A 16,451-nucleotide genomic window follows, 5' to 3' on the forward strand; every position below is an offset into this window, starting at 1 on the left:
TCAGGCCGCCTGCCGCTGCGTCCCGAAGCGGCCATAGAAGCTTTCGCCCCTGTCGGCCATCTCGCGCAGCACCGCGGGCGGGGTGAAGCGGTCGCCATGCTCGGCGGCCAGCCTTTCGGCGATTTCCACCGCCCGCCCGGCCCCCAGCATGTCCAGCCAGCCGAAAGGCCCGCCGGTCCAGGGCGCGAAGCCCCAGCCGAGGATCGCGCCCACGTCGCCCTCGCGGATGTCGGTCAGCACGCCTTGTTCCAAGGCACGGACGGCCTCCAGCGCCTGGACGAACATCAGGCGGTGCTGGACCTCGGTCAGTTCCGGCTGGTCCTCGGCCCGCGCCCAGTTCTCGCCGATCCCGGACCAGAGGCCTTGGCGCTTGCCCGCCTCGTCATAGTCGTAGAAGCCCGCCTTGGCCTTGCGCCCCATCCGGCCCTCGTCGGCCAGCTTGAAGATCACCGCGTCCACGTCCTGATCGGTGTAGGCGTCGCCCATCGCGGCCTTCGTCGCCTTGGCGATCTTGACGCCCAGGTCGATCGAGGTCTCGTCCACAAGCTGCAGCGGTCCCAGCGGCATCCCCATCAGCTTGGCCGCATTCTCGACCAGCGTGGGGTTCACCCCTTCACCGACCATGCGGATGCCCTCGTTGATATAGGGGATGATGCAGCGGTTGGCGTAGAAGAAGCGCGCATCGTTCACCACGATCGGCGTCTTGCGGATCTGCCGCACGAAATCCAGCGCCTTGGCCACCGCCCGGTCGCCGGTCTGCTGGCCGCGGATGATCTCGACCAGCGCCATCTTGTCCACGGGGCTGAAGAAGTGGATGCCGATGAACTGATCCGGCCGCTTGCTGGCACGCGCCAGATCGCCGATGGGCAGGGTCGAGGTGTTGGTGGCGAAGATCGCGTCCTCGGGGATCACCGCCTCGGCCTTGGCGGTCACGTCGGCCTTGACCGAGGGGTCCTCGAACACCGCCTCGACGATCAGGTCGCAGCCGTCCAGCGCGGCATAATCGGTGGTGGCATGGATGCGGCCAAGGACCTCGGCCTTCTTCTCTTCAGTGACGTTCTTCCGGCTGATGCCCTTGTCCAGCAGCCCGGTCGCGTAGGACTTGCCCCGGTCGGCCGCTTCCTGCGTGGAATCGATCAGCACGACCTCGATGCCCGCGTTGGCCGAGACATAGGCGATGCCCGCGCCCATCATGCCCGCGCCAAGGACGCCGACCTTGCGGACCTTCTGATCCGGCGCCTCGGGCCGGTTTGCGCCTTTCTCCAGCGCCTCCTTGTTGATGAAGAGGCTGCGGATCATGTTGCCCGAGGACGGATTCATCAGCACATGGGTGAACCAGCGCGCCTCGATCCGCAGCGCGGTGTCGACGTCCACCAGCGAGCCTTCATAGACCGCGCTCATCAGCGCCTTGGCCGCGGGATAGACGCCCATCGTGCGCCCCATGACCATGGCCGAGGCGCCGAGGAAGGTCATGAATCCGCCCGGCGTATAGGGCGAACCGCCGGGCATCTTCCAGCTTTTCGCCTCCCACGGCTTCACCAGATCCGCGTCGGTGGCCTGCAAGACCCAGGCCTTGGCGACCGCAACCGGATCGTCCACCACCTCGTCGATGACGCCCGCGGCCTTCGCCTTCTGCGGGTCGTTCATCTTGCCTTCCAGCAACAGAGGGGCCGCCGCCATCGCGCCCAGCTTGCGGATCAGCCGCGTGGTGCCGCCCGCCCCGGGGAAGATGCCGACCATGATCTCGGGCAGGCCGATCCTGGCCTTGGGATTATTGGCGGCAAAGATGCGATGAGTTGCCAGCGGCAGTTCCAGCCCGATGCCCAGCGCAGTGCCGGGCAGGGCGGCGGCAATCGGCTTGCCCCCTTTCTGCGTCTTGCGGTCCATGCCCGCGAGTTCGATCTTCCGCAGCAGGTGGTGCAGGCTCATGACGCCGTCGAAGACCGCCTGCGCGCCGCCTTCCTTCATCTGCGCCAGCACGTTCAGGTCCATGCCGGCGGCGAAATCCGCCTTGCCGGAGGTGATGACGATGCCCTTCACGGCTTCGTCGGCCAAGGCATCGTCGATCAGGTTGTTCAACTCGCCCGCGCCGTCCATCGACAGCACGTTCATCGACTTGCCGGGCACGTCCCAGGTGATGACGGCAACGCCATCGTCGCTCTTCTGCATCGTGAAATCGGTCATTTCACTCTCCCTATCGGACGATCTGGATTTCGCGGGGCGAAATGAGATTCGTCTGCTTCGTGGCCTGACCCTTCATGCGGAGCGAGAAACCGTGCTGCTCCACAAGCCGCACGGCTTCTTCCAAAGTGTCAGCCAGCACCTTGTTTTTCGCGTGGTGCTTCTCATTACCGTATTGCGGATTTCCAAGGACGTAGCGTCCAGCGCGATCGGGATGCGGCAGATAAATCTCGCCGTCCGGGCGTTTGCGAAAGACCTGCATGCTCACACCCGCTCGATGATCGTTGCCGCGCCCATGCCGGAGGCCACGCACAGGGTCGCGAGACCCGTTTCCTTGTTCTGCCGTTCCAGTTCGTCCAGCAGGGTGCCGATGATGATGGCGCCGGTCGCGCCCAGCGGATGGCCCATCGCGATGGCGCCGCCATTGACGTTGACCCGTGCGGGATCGACCTGGAAGGCCTGCATGAAGCGTAGGACGACGGACGAGAAGGCCTCGTTCACCTCGAAAAGGTCAATGTCCGAGATGCTCATGCCCGACTGCTGCAGGACGCGTTCCGTCACCGGCACGGGCCCGGTCAGCATGATCGTGGGGTCGGTGCCGATCTTGGCCGTCGCGCGGATGCGGGCGCGGGGTTTCAGGCCGCGCGCCTCGCCCCATTCCTTGCTGCCGATCAAAACCGCCGCGGCGCCGTCCACGATGCCCGACGAGTTCCCGGCGTGGTGGATATGCTCGATCCGGTCGAGATGGGGGTATTTCAGCAGCGCGACCTTGTCGAAGCCGGGCATGACCTCGCCCATGTCCTTGAAGGCGGGCTTCAGCTTGGCCAAGTCTTCCATCGTCGTGCCGGGGCGCATGTATTCGTCGCGGTCGAGGATGACGAGGCCGTTCTGATCGCGCACCGGGACGATGGACTTGGCAAAACGCCCTTCCTCCCACGCCTTGGCGGTGCGGCGCTGGGATTCGACGCCGAAGGCATCGGCCTCCTCGCGGGTGAAGCCGTATTCGGTGGCGATGATGTCGGCGGAGATGCCCTGCGGGACGAAATAGGTCTTCATCGCAAGGCTGGGGTCCACGGCGATGGCGGCGCCGTCGCTTCCCATGGCGACGCGGCCCATCATCTCGACGCCGCCCGCGATATAGGCCTCGCCCGCGCCGGCCTTGACCTGGTTGGCGGCCAGGTTCACCGCCTCCATGCCGCTCGCGCAGAAGCGGTTGATCGAGAGGCCCGGCACCCGCTCGTCGAGGTCCGAGAGCAGCACGGCAGATCGCGCAAGGCAGCCGCCCTGTTCGCCGACCTGGGTGACGTTGCCCCAGATCACGTCCTCGACCGCGTGGTCGCTGAGACCGTTCCGCTCCTTGACCGCGTTCAGCAGCCGGGCGGAGAGCGCCACCGCCGTGACTTCGTGCAGGCTGCCGTCCTTGCGGCCCTTGCCACGCGGCGTGCGGGCGGCGTCGTAGATATAGGCGTCGGTCATGCGTCCTCCGATCGAAACGTTGGCGCGGGGCAAGGCGAGCGCTTTGCGCCCCCATCGTCGCATACGACGATCCCGCGGGATATTTGTTCGAAGAAGAATCTCGTGAGCGGTTAACCGTTTCTCAAGGCTTCTGCTTCAGTCTCAGTCTCACGGTAAAGGCTGGGAAGCCGATGACCGTCGAAGGAGAAGAAAGCCTCGGTCCGCCAGAGATGCCCACGGGCCGCGCGGACCGAGGCCGCATTCGGCCTGCGTTCTTCTTCGTCAAAATATCCCCGCCGGAGGCTCCGGCCCTGCCGCAGGCGGGGAGGGTGGTCATCTCAGAACTGCTCGGCCGCAAGCGCCATCACCGGCTCGGCCCCCGACTGGATGCGGGCGAGATGCGTGCCAGTCATCGGCAGTTGCCGCTTCATGTAGTAGCGACCGGTCGTCAGCTTGGCCTCGTAGAAACCACGGTCACCCGTGCCCTCGTCCAGCGCCTTCTGCGCGGCCACGGCCATGCGACCCCACATCAGGCCCAGCGCGGCGTGCCCGAAGAGGTGCATGAAATCATACGACCCCGCCAGCGCGTCGTTCGGGTTCTTCATGCCGCGTTCCATGAAGAACATGGCCGCCGCCTGCAGATCCTTGGAGGCAGCCTTCAGCGGGTCGAGGAAATCGGCCTTCAGCGCCGTGTTGCCCTCGTTCTCCCGGATGAAGCCCTTGACCATCTCGAAGAAGGCCATGACGTGCTTGCCGCCGTCCAGCGCCAGCTTGCGGCCCACCAGATCCAGCGCCTGGATGCCGTTCGCCCCTTCGTAGATCATGGCGATGCGGGCGTCGCGGACGAACTGCGACATGCCCCATTCCTCGATATAGCCGTGGCCGCCATAGACCTGCTGGGCCTGCACGGTGCCCTCGAAACCCTTGTCGGTCAGGAAGCCCTTGATGACCGGCGTCAGCAGCGACACCAGCCCCTCGGCTGCCGCATCCCCGTTGTGGCCGCGGTCGATCATGTGCGCGCCCCAGAAGGCCAGCGCCCGTGCGCCTTCCAGGAAGGACCGCTGATCCATCAGCGCGCGGCGGATGTCGGGATGCACGATGATCGGGTCGGCGGGGCCGGACGGGTTCTCGGCCCCTGTCACCGCGCGGCCCTGCAGCCGGTCGCGGGCATAAGCGACCGAGTTCTGATAGGCCGCCTCGGCCACGGCATAGCCCTGCAGGCCCACGCCCAGCCGCGCCTCGTTCATCATGGTGAACATGGCGCGCATCCCCTTGTGCAGCTCGCCCAGCAGCCAGCCGCGCGCCCCGTCATAGTTCATGACGCAGGTCGAGTTGCCGTGGATGCCCATCTTCTCCTCGATCTTGCCGACCGAGACAGGCTGGCGCTCGCCCAATGATCCGTCCTCGTTCACCAGGAACTTCGGCACGATGAACAGGCTGATGCCCTTGGTGCCCTCGCCCCCGCCCGGTGCCTTCGCCAGAACCAGGTGGATCACGTTTTCCGACAGGTCGTGGTCGCCGGCCGAGATGAAGATCTTCTGGCCCGTGATCAGGTAGCTGCCATCCTCCTGCGGCTCGGCGCGGGTCCGCAGCATCCCCAGGTCCGTGCCGCAATGCGGCTCGGTCAGGTTCATGGTGCCGGTCCAGTCGCAGGACACCATCTTCGGCAGATAGGTTTGCTTCTGTTCGTCCGTGCCGTGGGCGTGGATGGCGGAATAAGCGCCGTGGGTCAGGCCCTGGTACATGTTGAAGGCCATGTTCGCGGACACGAAGATTTCGCCCGTGGCCACGCCCATCACATAGGGCATCCCTTGGCCGCCGTATTCGGGATCGCAGTCGAGCCCGGTCCAGCCGCCTTCCTTCATCGCCTCGAAGGCCGCCTTGAAGCCCTGGGGCGTGCGGACGGTGCCGTTTTCCAGCACGCAGCCCTGCTGGTCGCCCACCGCGTTCAGGGGCGCCAGCACCTCGCTTGCGATCTGGCCCGCGGCTTCCAGCACGGCCTCGGTGAAGGACAGGTCAAGCTCGGCATGGCCCGGCAGGCCGGACGCCGAGACCTCAAGCACTTCGTGCAGCAGGAACTGCATGTCGCGGATCGGGGCGGTATAGGCGGTCATGAGGCCTCCTTGAAGGATCGCTGGCCGGCAGGAGGGGGGGGCGCCCTGAACCGGACCGGACACCGGCCGCCGGACATGGCCGAACCCCTCCCGTCCCGGCCGTCTCATGCAACGATTACAAACCGCTGCGCTCTTCGCCAGCGGGAACGCTGCGTCAGACTGGCGCGTGCCGGAACGTCAGCCGCGGCCCTCTGCAGGGCGATCGCCGCCTTCGGGCATCTCGGCCAGCAGCCGCACGGTCTCGTCGCGCAGGTCCTGCAGGTCGGTGATCGAGGCCTCGATCTCGGCGCGCTGGGCTTTCAGCACGTCAAGCTGGCGGGTCGCGAATTCCACCCAGACCTCATATTGCGCGCGCGTCCCCTGCTGCTGGTAGATCAGCAGCCACTGGCGGATTTCCTCCAGGCTGAAGCCGAAGCGGCGGCCGCGCATGATCAGCTTCATCCGCGCGATCTCGCGCGGGCCATACCAGCGGGCGCGGCCTTCGCGCCGCGGGCTGAGAAGCTCGATGTATTCGTAATAACGCAGGGTGCGCGGCGTCACGTCAAAACGGGCGCACATGTCCTTGAAATTGATCCAGGTGTTCTCCGGCATCGCCTGCGCCCTTGTGAATTGCCGCAACGTAACGCAGCGTTCGGCCGACCTCAACCTCTGCGCGAAGACTGGGGCGCGCTCTTGCGGGGGCGCTGCGGGCATTGCACTGATCGGAGGGCGCAAGGCGGCGGAGGACAGGATGGAACTGGTGCCCGGCAAGGGGTTCGAGGACGAGGCGGCGATGGCCCGCGTCTTCATGAAGGTCATCCCCCATGCCTGTGCGCTGGGGATGGAACTGGTCGATGCAGGTCCCGGCGTGGTCGAGATCGCGATGCCCTGGAACCCCGACTTCGTGGGCGATCCGCGCACGGGCGTGTTGCACGGGGGGGTGATCTCGGCCCTGATGGACACCTGCTGCGGGGCCGCCGTGCTGACCCATCCCGACCGGCCGAAGACGACGGCGACCATCGACCTGCGGATCGACTACCTGCGCTCGGCCACCTCGGGGCAGCGGGTGCGGACGCGGGCGGAGTGTTTTCACATGACCCGCTCCGTCGCCTTTGTCCGCGCCGTGGCCCATGACGAGGGCGAAAGCCCGGTCGCCACCGCCACCGGCACCTTCACCGTGGGGGCGTGACATGGACCGGATCCTTGCCACCCGCGAATCGACCGTCGAGCGGATGCTGGCCGAGGTTCCCTATGTCCGCTGGCTAGGGGTCCGCACGGACCCACGGGGGGACGAGCTGACCGCCGTCCTGCCCTTTTCCGACAGGCTGATCGGCAACCCGGTGCTGCAGGCGCTTCATGGCGGGGTCACGGCCGCATTCCTTGAAACCACGGCGATCCTCGGGCTTGTCTGGGCCGTTCTGGGCGAGGATGGCCGCGAGCTGCATCCCGGACCGGACGGGTTGCCGCGCCTGCCCAAGACCATCGACTTCACCATCGACTACCTGCGCTCGGCCGGCGCGCGCGACGCCTATGCCCGCGCCCGCGTGGTCCGGCTGGGCCGCCGCTATGCCAGCGTGCAGGTCGAGGCCTGGCAGGACAGCCCCGAGCGCCCCTTTGCCCAGGCCAACGGCCATTTCCTGATGGCGCAGGGCTGAGGATTGCCGCCCGCTGACGCCCTGACCCATCGCCGGGTGCTGGCGATCGCGCTGCCGATCGTGCTGGCGAATGCGACGATTCCGATCCTCGGGATGGTGGACACCGGCGTGGTCGGCCAGTTGGGCGAGGCCGCCCCCATCGGCGCGGTGGGGATCGGGGCGGTGATCCTGACCTCGCTTTACTGGATCTTCGGTTTCCTGCGGATGGGCACCTCGGGGCTGGTGGCGCAGGCGCATGGGGCCGGGGACCGGGCGCAGTCGGGGGCGCATCTGCTGCGGGCGCTGTGCGTGGGTCTGGGCGCGGGGCTGGCGCTGGTGCTGCTGCAGGGGCCGCTGTTCGGCCTGGCCTTCCGGCTGTCGCCCGCGTCAGCCGAGGTCGAGGCGCTGGCCCGGCAGTACCTGTCCATCCGCATCTGGGGGGCGCCCGCGACGATCGGGATGTATGCGCTGACCGGCTGGCTGATCGCGGTCGAGCGGACGCGGGGCATCCTGCTGGTGCAACTGCTGGTGAACGCCGTCAACATCGGGCTGGACCTGTGGTTCGTGCTGGGCCTGCAGATGGGCGTGCCGGGCGTGGCTTGGGCCACGCTGGCCGCCGAATGGTCGGGCTTTGCGCTGGCGCTGTGGTTCGCCCGCCATGCGCTGCGGGACGGGCTGCAGGCGGGCGGACTGTGGGCGAGGGCGCATCTGGCGCGGATGGCGGGCGTCAACGGCGACATCATGATCCGCTCGGTGCTGCTGCAGGCCTCGTTCACGACCTTCCTGTTCATGGGGGCGGGGCAGGGGGACGTGGCACTGGCCGCTAACCAGGTGCTGATGCAGTTCCTGCAGATCACCGCCTATTCGCTGGACGGACTGGCCTTCGCCGCCGAAACGCTGGTGGGGCAGGCGGTGGGCGCAAGGCGGGCCGACCGGGTGCGGCGCGCGTCCCGGCTGACCAGCGCATGGGCGGCAGGCGGGGCGCTGCTGCTGGCGGGGGTTTTCGCGGGGGCGGGCGGGGCGATTATCGACCTGCTGACCACCTCGCCCGAGGTGCGCGAGGTGGCCCGCATCTACCTGCCATGGCTGGTGCTGGCGCCGCTGGTGGGCGTGGCAAGCTGGATGCTGGACGGCATCTTCATCGGCGCCACCCTGACACGCGAGATGCGCAACGCCATGGTGCCCTCGGTCGCCGTCTATGTGCTGGCGCTGCTGGTGCTGCCGCCGACCTTCGGCAACCACGGCCTTTGGGCGGCGCTGATGATCCTGAACGCCATGCGCGGCATCACCATGGCCAGCCGCTATCCCCGCGCCGAGGCCGCCGCGGCATGAAAAAGGCCCCCGAAGGGGCCTTTTCGGGGCAGGGAGGGGCGCTCAGGCCTCGGAGGCGATCTGGCGGCGGGCTTCTTCCCGCAGTTCGGCCATCTTCGCGCGGATGGTGGCCTCGTCCGCGCGGCCGGCCAGATCCTCGCTGAGCTTGCGGTAAACGTCGTCCTCGCCCGGCTCCTCGAAGTCCGAGGTCACGACGGTCAGCGCATAGGTGCGCGCCTCGTCGCCCGTCTTGCCCAGAAGGCCCGCCGCCCATTCGCCCAGCAGGCGGTTGCGCCGCGCCTCGGCCTTGAACCGCAGCTCGGCGTCAAGGGCGAACTTGGTCTCGTAGGAACGTTCGCGGTCGTCGAAAGTGGTCATTGCGGCCTCCGTCCAAGGGTTGCGTTCGGTATGCCCCCGCTCCCTCGTTGCCGCAACCCTGTTTCCAAGCCCGTCCGTATTGCCCCCGAAGGCCGATCGGCGTTATGGGTGCGGCGACGAATTCCCCCTTTGCCCAGACGAAAGGCGCGATCATGGCCCCGAGGCGCAAGAAGATCTACGAGGGCAAGGCCAAGATCCTTTACGAAGGCACCGAGCCGGGCACCCTGATCCAGTATTTCAAGGACGACGCCACCGCCTTCAACGCCCAGAAGAAGGCGGTGATCGAGGGCAAGGGCGTCCTGAACAACCGCCTGTCCGAATATTTCATGCAGGGCCTGGGCAACATCGGCGTCCCCACCCATTTCATCCGCCGCATCAACATGCGCGAGCAGCTGATCCGGCAGGTCGAGATCATCCCGCTTGAGGTGATCGTGCGCAACTTCGCCGCCGGTTCCATCGCCAAGCGGCTGGGGATGGAGGAGGGGACCCAGCTTCCCCGGCCCATCGTCGAATACAGCTACAAGAACGACGAACTCGGCGATCCGATGGTGTCCGAGGAATACATCATCGCCTTCGGCTGGGCCACGCAGCAGGACATGGACGACATCGTCAGCCTCGCGCTGCGGGTCAACGACTTCCTGTCGGGCGTCTTCTACGGCGTCGGCATCAAGCTGGTCGACTTCAAGATCGAGATCGGCCGCATCTGGGACGGCGATTTCATGCGGCTGGTGGTGGCCGACGAGATCAGCCCCGACAGCTGCCGGTTGTGGGACGTGAAGACCGGCCAGAAGCTGGACAAGGACGTGTTCCGCCGCGACCTGGGCAACCTGACCGACGCCTATACCGAGGTCGCCCGCCGCCTGGGCGTCATGCCCGCCGCCGTCCCGGTCAAGCCGACGCTCATCAACTGAAAGGACCGCCGCGCATGAAAGCCCGAGTCACGATCATGCTGAAGAACGGCGTCCTCGATCCGCAGGGCGAGGCGATCCGCCACGCGCTGGGCACGCTGGGCTTTTCCGGGGTGAACGGCGTCCGGCAGGGCAAGGTGATCGAGCTTGACCTTGAGGCCACCGACCGCGCCGCTGCCGAGGCCGAGGTGGGACAGATGTGTGAAAAGCTGCTGGCCAACACCGTGATCGAAAGCTGGCGGGTCGAGATCCTGTGACCGGCGGCGCGCCCGACCGCCGCGCCAGCCACTTCCAGACCGGGGCGGGCGATTACGCCGGTGCCCGCCCGACCTATCCCCCCGAACTCGCCGCCGCGCTGGCCGCGCTTTGCCCCGGACGCGGGCTGGCGGTGGATGTGGGCTGCGGCTCGGGCCAGTTGACCCCGTCGCCGGCGGATCACTTCGACGCCGTGGCCGGGGTCGATGTCAGCCCAGCGCAACTGGTCCAGGCGCCCGCGCATCCGCGCATCGACTGGCGCGAGGGCAGGGCGCAGGCGCTGCCCGTCGCCATCCGTTTCCCCCTGACGGTGATCGCTGGCCGGATCGCATGATCGACCGGCTGCACGCCTTCATGGTCCTTGCGCGCGAGCGGCATTTCGGCCGCGCCGCCGAGGCGCTGGGGATCACGCAGCCCTCGCTGTCCTCGGCGCTGAAGTCGCTGGAGGATCAGCTTGGCGTGCAGCTTGTCCGGCGCGGATCGCGGTTCCACGGGCTGACGCCGGAAGGCGAGCGGGTGCTGGACTGGGCGCGGCGCATCGTCGGCGACGTGCGGACCATGCAGGCGGAACTGCGGGCGACCCGCAGCGGCGTCTCGGGCCGGCTGCGGCTTGGGGTGATCCCCACGGCCATGCCGCGCATCGCGGAACTGACCGCGCCCTTCCTGTCGCGCCATCCCTTGGCCGAGGTCACGATCCTGTCGCGGTCCTCGGACGAGATCCGCGACCAGATCGCCGCGCTGGAACTGGACGCGGGCGTGACCTACCTCGACGGTGAGCATCTGGGGCGGCTGCGGACGGTGCCGCTGTTTCTGGAAACCCTGTGCCTTGTGGACAGGACCGACGACACGGGGCCTGTGTCCTGGGCCGAGGCGGCGACCCGCCCCTTGTGCCTCCTGACCCCCGATATGCAGAACCGCCGCATCGTGGCTGCGCGGCTGGCCGAGGCGGATGCGCCGGCGGTGCCGCGGGTCGAATCGAACTCGATGCTGGCGATCCTGTCCCATGTGACGACCGGCGACTGGGCGGCGATCCTGCCGCAGGCGCTGGCGGACGGGCTGCCCTTGCCGGCGGGGGTGCGGGCGCGCCCGTTGTCGGGCGGGCCGGGCAACCGGGTCGGGCTGGTGCTGGCGGACCGCGAGCCGCTGCCGCCGCTGGTCGAGGCGCTGCTGCAGGTGGCGCGGCAGAGTTTCAATAGATAAGATCTATCAGAAGACGATACTTCAGGATTGATGCGCCTATCGCGGCGACCTATGCCTAGGGCGCCAGCGGATTTCCCTCGGAGCCAGCTCATGACAACAAGCGCCAACTCGCCCCATCTCCCGAACAAGCCCAAGGCTGCGGCAATGGACGGGGAAAGCCTGGAAAGGCTGCAGGCGATCATTGCGCGCCATGCGGGGTCCGAAGGGCCGTTGCTGCCGATCCTGCATGACGTGCAGGCCGAATGGGGCATGATCCCCGAGGCCGCCCAGCCGATCATCGGCAACGCCTTGGGGATGAGCCGGGCCGAGGTTTACGGCGTCGTCAGCTTCTACCACGATTTTCGCGAGGCGCCCGCGGGCCGCCATGTCCTGCGCCTCTGCCGGGCCGAGGCCTGCCAGTCCATGGGCGCGGATGCGCTGGCCGATCAGGTGCGCGGGGCGCTGGGGCTCGACTGGCACGAGACGACCGGGGACGGGCGGCTGACGCTGGAGCCGGTGTTCTGCCTCGGCCTCTGCGCCTGCGCGCCCTCGGCGCAACTGGACGGCCGGCTGGTCGGGCGGGCGACGGCTGAACGGATCGTGGCGATGGCAGAGGGGGCGCGCTGATGCGGGTCTGGGTTCCGATTGACGCCGCCTCCCGAGCGCTGGGCGCGGACGAGGTGGCCGAGGCCGTTCAGCGCGAGATGGGGGTGGCGCCGACGCGCAACGGCTCTCGCGGGATGATCTGGCTCGAGCCTTTGATGGAGTTGGAGATCGACGGTGTGCGGCATGGCTTCGGGCCGGTCGCGCCCGAGGATGTGCCCGCGATCCTTGCCGACCCGAAGGGGCATCCGCTGGCCCTGGGGCCGGTCGACGACCTGCCTTGGATGAAGCGGCAGACCCGGCTGACCTTTGCCCGTGTGGGCGTGATCGACCCGCTGTCGCTGGAGGAATACAAGGCCCACGGCGGTCTTGAGGGGCTGAAGGCCGCGCTGGCCGCGCCCGAGAGGATCGTCCCCGAAGTCACGGAATCCGGCCTGCGCGGACGGGGCGGGGCGGGCTTTCCCACGGGCATCAAGTGGGCGACCGTCGCCAAGGCTGCCGCCGACCGCAAGTATATCGTCTGCAACGCCGACGAGGGCGACAGCGGCACATTCGCCGACCGCATGGTGATGGAGGGCGACCCCTTCACCCTGATCGAGGGCATGGCCATCGCGGGCATCGCCGTCGGTGCCGTGCAGGGCTATGTCTATATCCGCAGCGAATACCCCGACGCGATCCGCGCGATGCGTACGGCCATCGACATCGCCCGGGCGGCCGGTGTGCTGGGGCCGTCGGTCCTGGGTTCCGCCTATGGCTACGACATGGAGGTGCGGGTCGGCGCGGGCGCCTATGTCTGCGGCGAGGAAACCAGCCTGCTGAACAGCCTGGAAGGCAAGCGTGGCGTGGTGCGGGCCAAGCCCCCGATTCCGGCGCTGGAAGGGTTCCTGGGCAAGCCCACGGTCGTCAACAACGTGCTGTCGCTGGCGACCGTGCCGTGGATCATGGCGAATGGCGCGGCGGCTTACGCGGCGCATGGCATCGGCCGGTCGCGCGGGACCATGCCGCTGCAGATCGCGGGCAACGTCAAGCATGGCGGGTTGTTCGAGGTCGCCTTTGGCTTGTCGCTGGGCGAGATCGTGGATGAGATCGGCGGCGGCACCGCCTCGGGGCGGCCCGTTAAGGCGGTGCAGGTCGGCGGCCCCCTGGGAGCCTATTTCCCGCGCGCGCTGTTCGACACGCCCTTCGGATACGAGGAGTTCGCCGGGAAAGAGGGCCTCGTCGGCCACGCCGGCATCGTCATCTTCGACGAGACCGCCGACATGCTGCCGCTTGCCCGCTTCGCGATGGAGTTCTGCGCCATCGAGTCCTGCGGGAAATGCACCCCCTGCCGCATCGGCTCGACCCGCGGGGTGGAAACAATCGACCGGATCGCGGGCGGCGATCTTGAAGCGATCCCGGTCCTCACCGATCTTTGCAACACGATGAAATGGGGAAGCCTCTGCGCCCTTGGTGGCTTTGCGCCCTATCCGGTCATGTCCGCGCTGACGCATTTCCCCGATGATTTCACCGGACGCGGCGTCCGGGTGGAGGCTGCCGAATGAAGGACTTCATCATTCCCGACGACCGCGACCTCGGCACGCCCGCGTCGCACTCGGACATCACCGTCACGCTGACGGTGGACGGCATACCCGTCGCGGTCCCCGCGGGGACCAGCGTCATGCGCGCCGCCGCCATCGCCGGGGTCACGGTGCCGAAGCTTTGCGCCACCGACCACCTGACGGCCTTCGGCTCCTGCCGTCTTTGCGTCGTCCAGATCGACGGGATGCGGGGAACGCCCGCCTCCTGCACCACGCCCGTGGCCGAGGGCATGGTCGTCCACACCCAGACCGACGAGGTCGCGCAGATCCGGCGCGGGGTGATGGAGCTTTACATCTCGGACCACCCGCTCGACTGCCTGACCTGCGCGGCGAACGGCGACTGCGAGTTGCAGGACATGGCGGGCGCGGTGGGCCTGCGCGAAGTCCGCTATGAGCCGGGCAAGAACCACTTCCAGCGCCGCGAGAACGGCGAGCCGAACCCGGAATGGCGGGCCAAGGACCATTCCAACCCCTATTTCACCTTCGATCCGGCGAAATGCATCGTCTGTTCGCGCTGCGTCCGGGCCTGCGAGGAGGTGCAGGGCACCTTCGCGCTGACCATCGACGGCCGCGGCTTCGACAGCCGCGTCAGCGCGGGGATGATGTCGGACAGCTTCCTGTCCTCGGACTGCGTGTCCTGCGGCGCCTGTGTGCAGGTCTGCCCGACCGCCACCCTGATCGAGAACACGGTGATCGAGATCGGCACCCCCGAGCGCATCGTGAAGACGACCTGCGCCTATTGCGGCGTCGGCTGCTCCTTCGACGCCCATATGCGCGGCGAGACGGTCGTGAAGATGGTGCCGTCGAAGGATGGCAAGGCCAACCGCGGGCATAGCTGCGTCAAGGGCCGTTTCGCCTGGGGCTATGCGACCCATGCCGAGCGCATCCTGAACCCGATGATCCGCGAGCATTACACCGACCCGTGGCGGGTGGTGTCCTGGGACGAGGCGATCCGCTTCGCCGCCGACCGCCTGCGCGCCACGCAAGAGAAGCATGGCCGCGATTCGGTTGGCGTCATCACCTCGTCCCGCTGCACCAACGAGGAAACCTATCTCGTGCAGAAGCTCGCCCGCGCGGTCTTCGGCAACAACAACACCGACACCTGCGCCCGCGTCTGCCACTCGCCCACTGGCTATGGCCTCAAGACCGCCTTCGGCACCTCGGCGGGAACGCATGACTTCGACTCGGTCGAGGACACCGACCTCGCGCTGGTGATCGGGGCGAACCCGACGGAAGGGCATCCCGTCTTCGGCTCGCGCCTGCGGCGTCGGCTGCGGGAAGGGGCGGGGCTGATCGTGCTCGACCCGCGCCATATCGACCTGCTGGACACGGCGCACCGGAACGAGGCGCTGCATCTGCCGCTGCTGCCCGGCACCAACGTGGCCGTCCTGACCGCGATGGCCCATGTGATCGCGGCCGAGGGTCTCTATGACGAGGCCTATATCCGCGAACGCTGCGACTGGGACGAGTTCCTAGAATACCGCGACTTCCTGCTGGACCCCCGCCATTCCCCCGAGGAAGTCGAGCGTTACAGCCAGGTCCCCGCCGACCTGATCCGGCAGGCGGCCCGCGCCTATGCGAAGGCGCCCCGCGCCTCTATCTACTACGGGCTGGGGGTGACGGAACATTCGCAAGGTTCCACGACCGTCATGGCGATCGCCAACCTTGCGATGATGACGGGCAACATCGGCAAGCCCGGCACCGGCGTGAACCCCCTGCGCGGGCAGAACAACGTGCAGGGCTCGTGCGACATGGGGTCCTTCCCGCACGAATACCCGGGCTATCGCCATGTCACCGACATCGAGACGCGCAAGCTTTATGAGCGCGTCTGGGGCGTGCTGCTGTCCGATGAACCGGGGCTTCGCATCCCCAACATGTTCGACGCGGCGACGCAGGGGCGGTTCAAGGGCCTTTACTGCCAGGGCGAGGACGTGCTGCAGTCCGACCCCGACACGACCCATGTCCAGTCGGCGCTGGCGAGCCTCGACATCCTGATCGTCCACGACCTGTTCCTGAACGAGACCTCGAACTACGCCCATGTCTTCCTGCCGGGATCATCCTTCCTGGAAAAGGACGGCACCTTCACCAATGCCGAGAGGCGGATCAACATGGTCCGCAAAGCCATGACCCCCATGAACGGTCATGCCGACTGGGAAATCACGGTGATGCTGGCGAATGCGCTGGGCGCGGGCTGGCACTACGACCACCCCTCGCAGATCATGGACGAGATCGCGCTGACCACCCCCAGCTTCTCGGGCGTCAGCTACGACCTGCTGGACCGCGAGCAGTCGGTGCAATGGCCCTGCAACGCGGATGCCCCCTTGGGCACGCCGGTCATGCACATCGACGGCTTCGCACGCGGCCCCGGCAAGTTCATCAACACCGAGTATGTGCCCAGCGACGAACGCACCGGCGGCCGCTTCCCGCTGCTGCTGACAACGGGCCGGACGCTGACGCAGTACAACGTCGGCGCCCAGACCCGGCGCACCGACAACACCGTCTGGCACCCCGAGGATCTGCTGGAGATCCACCCCCATGACGCCGAGCAGCGCGGCATCCGCGAGGGCGATTACGTCCGCGTGGCCAGCCGGGCGGGTGACACGACGATCCGGGCGAAGATCACCGACCGGGTGGCGCCGGGCGTCGTCTACACGACCTTCCACCATCCGAACACGCAGGCGAACGTGGTGACGACCGACAACTCGGACTGGGCGACCAACTGCCCCGAGTTCAAGGTGACGGCGGTGCAGGTCAGCCCCTCGAACGGGCCTTCGGAATGGCAGGAACAGTATCGCAGCCATTCGGAACTGGCCCGCCGCATCCTGCCGGCCGCGGAATGAGCAAAACAGGACCGGCCCGCCAAGGCAGCGGGCCGGG

Annotated in this window: 16 protein-coding genes; 10 read left to right on the top strand and 6 right to left on the bottom strand. The window is 67.6% G+C overall.

Features of this window, described 5'->3' with window-relative positions:
- The 5 genes from Q4F04_RS02620 to Q4F04_RS02640 form a co-directional block, all read right to left on the bottom strand.
- Positions 1 to 2,184 (bottom strand): 3-hydroxyacyl-CoA dehydrogenase NAD-binding domain-containing protein, encoded by a 2,184-nt coding sequence (locus tag Q4F04_RS02620; RefSeq protein ID WP_303368277.1) that lies wholly within the window; start codon positions 2,182 to 2,184, stop codon positions 1 to 3.
- A gap of 10 nt (positions 2,185 to 2,194) precedes the next feature.
- Positions 2,195 to 2,443, bottom strand: a complete 249-nt coding sequence (locus Q4F04_RS02625) for a hypothetical protein (RefSeq protein ID WP_182791484.1) — start codon at positions 2,441 to 2,443, stop codon at positions 2,195 to 2,197.
- Positions 2,444 to 2,445: 2 nt separating this feature from the next.
- Positions 2,446 to 3,657, bottom strand: coding sequence for an acetyl-CoA C-acetyltransferase (locus Q4F04_RS02630; protein ID WP_303368278.1), 1,212 nt, complete (start codon positions 3,655 to 3,657; stop codon positions 2,446 to 2,448).
- A gap of 317 nt (positions 3,658 to 3,974) precedes the next feature.
- Positions 3,975 to 5,750 (bottom strand): acyl-CoA dehydrogenase C-terminal domain-containing protein, encoded by a 1,776-nt coding sequence (locus Q4F04_RS02635; RefSeq protein WP_303368279.1) that lies wholly within the window; start codon positions 5,748 to 5,750, stop codon positions 3,975 to 3,977.
- Between the two features lie 177 nt (positions 5,751 to 5,927).
- The gene (locus tag Q4F04_RS02640; RefSeq protein WP_303368280.1) at positions 5,928 to 6,341 is read right to left on the bottom strand and encodes a MerR family DNA-binding transcriptional regulator; all 414 of its coding nucleotides are present in this window, start codon (positions 6,339 to 6,341) and stop codon (positions 5,928 to 5,930) included.
- A 139-nt stretch (positions 6,342 to 6,480) separates the two neighbouring features.
- On the opposite strand from Q4F04_RS02640, the gene Q4F04_RS02645 reads away from it, so the two are divergent.
- Genes Q4F04_RS02645 through Q4F04_RS02655 form a run of 3 tightly spaced genes read left to right on the top strand, consistent with a single transcriptional unit; the run spans position 6,481 to position 8,695 of the window.
- Positions 6,481 to 6,918 (top strand): PaaI family thioesterase, encoded by a 438-nt coding sequence (locus Q4F04_RS02645; protein WP_303368281.1) that lies wholly within the window; start codon positions 6,481 to 6,483, stop codon positions 6,916 to 6,918.
- Between the two features lies 1 nt (position 6,919).
- The gene (locus tag Q4F04_RS02650; protein WP_303368282.1) at positions 6,920 to 7,384 is read left to right on the top strand and encodes a PaaI family thioesterase; all 465 of its coding nucleotides are present in this window, start codon (positions 6,920 to 6,922) and stop codon (positions 7,382 to 7,384) included.
- A gap of 3 nt (positions 7,385 to 7,387) precedes the next feature.
- A complete protein-coding gene (locus tag Q4F04_RS02655) occupies positions 7,388 to 8,695 on the top strand; it encodes an MATE family efflux transporter (protein ID WP_303368283.1) in 1,308 nt (435 codons plus the stop codon).
- Between the two features lie 42 nt (positions 8,696 to 8,737).
- On the opposite strand, the gene Q4F04_RS02660 is transcribed toward Q4F04_RS02655, so the two are convergent.
- A complete protein-coding gene (locus Q4F04_RS02660; RefSeq protein ID WP_303368284.1) occupies positions 8,738 to 9,052 on the bottom strand; it encodes a DUF1476 domain-containing protein in 315 nt (104 codons plus the stop codon).
- Positions 9,053 to 9,204: 152 nt separating this feature from the next.
- Between Q4F04_RS02660 and purC the strand changes: the two genes are divergently transcribed.
- The 7 genes from purC to fdhF all read left to right on the top strand — a co-directional run bounded on the left by purC (position 9,205) and on the right by fdhF (position 16,414).
- Positions 9,205 to 9,963 (top strand): phosphoribosylaminoimidazolesuccinocarboxamide synthase, encoded by a 759-nt coding sequence (purC, locus tag Q4F04_RS02665; protein WP_303368285.1) that lies wholly within the window; start codon positions 9,205 to 9,207, stop codon positions 9,961 to 9,963.
- A gap of 14 nt (positions 9,964 to 9,977) precedes the next feature.
- Positions 9,978 to 10,217: a phosphoribosylformylglycinamidine synthase subunit PurS gene (purS, locus tag Q4F04_RS02670; RefSeq protein ID WP_303368286.1), complete on the top strand. Its 240-nt coding sequence runs from the start codon at positions 9,978 to 9,980 to the stop codon at positions 10,215 to 10,217.
- Positions 10,214 to 10,549 carry a class I SAM-dependent methyltransferase gene (locus Q4F04_RS02675; RefSeq protein ID WP_303368287.1) on the top strand — a complete coding sequence of 112 codons (336 nt, stop codon included), beginning with the start codon at positions 10,214 to 10,216 and terminating at the stop codon, positions 10,547 to 10,549. The genes purS and Q4F04_RS02675 overlap by 4 nt, the downstream gene beginning before the upstream one ends.
- On the top strand, positions 10,546 to 11,415 hold the full coding sequence (locus Q4F04_RS02680) for a LysR family transcriptional regulator (protein WP_303368288.1): 870 nt from the start codon (positions 10,546 to 10,548) through the stop codon (positions 11,413 to 11,415). The genes Q4F04_RS02675 and Q4F04_RS02680 overlap by 4 nt, the downstream gene beginning before the upstream one ends.
- Positions 11,416 to 11,559: 144 nt before the next feature.
- Positions 11,560 to 12,021, top strand: a complete 462-nt coding sequence (locus Q4F04_RS02685) for a formate dehydrogenase subunit gamma (protein WP_303368289.1) — start codon at positions 11,560 to 11,562, stop codon at positions 12,019 to 12,021.
- The gene (locus Q4F04_RS02690; RefSeq protein WP_303368290.1) at positions 12,021 to 13,538 is read left to right on the top strand and encodes an NADH-quinone oxidoreductase subunit NuoF; all 1,518 of its coding nucleotides are present in this window, start codon (positions 12,021 to 12,023) and stop codon (positions 13,536 to 13,538) included. Before Q4F04_RS02685 ends, Q4F04_RS02690 begins: the two co-directional genes overlap by 1 nt.
- The gene (fdhF, locus tag Q4F04_RS02695; RefSeq protein WP_303368291.1) at positions 13,535 to 16,414 is read left to right on the top strand and encodes a formate dehydrogenase subunit alpha; all 2,880 of its coding nucleotides are present in this window, start codon (positions 13,535 to 13,537) and stop codon (positions 16,412 to 16,414) included. Before Q4F04_RS02690 ends, fdhF begins: the two co-directional genes overlap by 4 nt.
- Positions 16,415 to 16,451 lie beyond the last annotated feature (37 nt).

It is taken from the genome of Paracoccus sp. (in: a-proteobacteria), from assembly GCF_030536915.1.
GTDB lineage: Bacteria > Pseudomonadota > Alphaproteobacteria > Rhodobacterales > Rhodobacteraceae > Paracoccus.

Excerpts from the sequence above, each read along its gene's own strand:
- purS (WP_303368286.1), top strand. The coding sequence starts at position 9,978 with ATGAAAGCCCGAGTCACGATCATGCTGAAGAACGGCGTCCTCGATCCG.
- Q4F04_RS02630 (WP_303368278.1), bottom strand. The coding sequence starts at position 3,657 with ATGACCGACGCCTATATCTACGACGCCGCCCGCACGCCGCGTGGCAAG.
- fdhF (WP_303368291.1), top strand. The coding sequence starts at position 13,535 with ATGAAGGACTTCATCATTCCCGACGACCGCGACCTCGGCACGCCCGCG.
- Q4F04_RS02685 (WP_303368289.1), top strand. The coding sequence starts at position 11,560 with ATGGACGGGGAAAGCCTGGAAAGGCTGCAGGCGATCATTGCGCGCCAT.
- Q4F04_RS02635 (WP_303368279.1), bottom strand. The coding sequence starts at position 5,750 with ATGACCGCCTATACCGCCCCGATCCGCGACATGCAGTTCCTGCTGCAC.
- Q4F04_RS02645 (WP_303368281.1), top strand. The coding sequence starts at position 6,481 with ATGGAACTGGTGCCCGGCAAGGGGTTCGAGGACGAGGCGGCGATGGCC.
- Q4F04_RS02620 (WP_303368277.1), bottom strand. The coding sequence starts at position 2,184 with ATGACCGATTTCACGATGCAGAAGAGCGACGATGGCGTTGCCGTCATC.
- purC (WP_303368285.1), top strand. The coding sequence starts at position 9,205 with ATGGCCCCGAGGCGCAAGAAGATCTACGAGGGCAAGGCCAAGATCCTT.
- Q4F04_RS02690 (WP_303368290.1), top strand. The coding sequence starts at position 12,021 with ATGCGGGTCTGGGTTCCGATTGACGCCGCCTCCCGAGCGCTGGGCGCG.
- Q4F04_RS02650 (WP_303368282.1), top strand. The coding sequence starts at position 6,920 with ATGGACCGGATCCTTGCCACCCGCGAATCGACCGTCGAGCGGATGCTG.
- Q4F04_RS02660 (WP_303368284.1), bottom strand. The coding sequence starts at position 9,052 with ATGACCACTTTCGACGACCGCGAACGTTCCTACGAGACCAAGTTCGCC.
- Q4F04_RS02640 (WP_303368280.1), bottom strand. The coding sequence starts at position 6,341 with ATGCCGGAGAACACCTGGATCAATTTCAAGGACATGTGCGCCCGTTTT.
- Q4F04_RS02680 (WP_303368288.1), top strand. The coding sequence starts at position 10,546 with ATGATCGACCGGCTGCACGCCTTCATGGTCCTTGCGCGCGAGCGGCAT.
- Q4F04_RS02625 (WP_182791484.1), bottom strand. The coding sequence starts at position 2,443 with ATGCAGGTCTTTCGCAAACGCCCGGACGGCGAGATTTATCTGCCGCAT.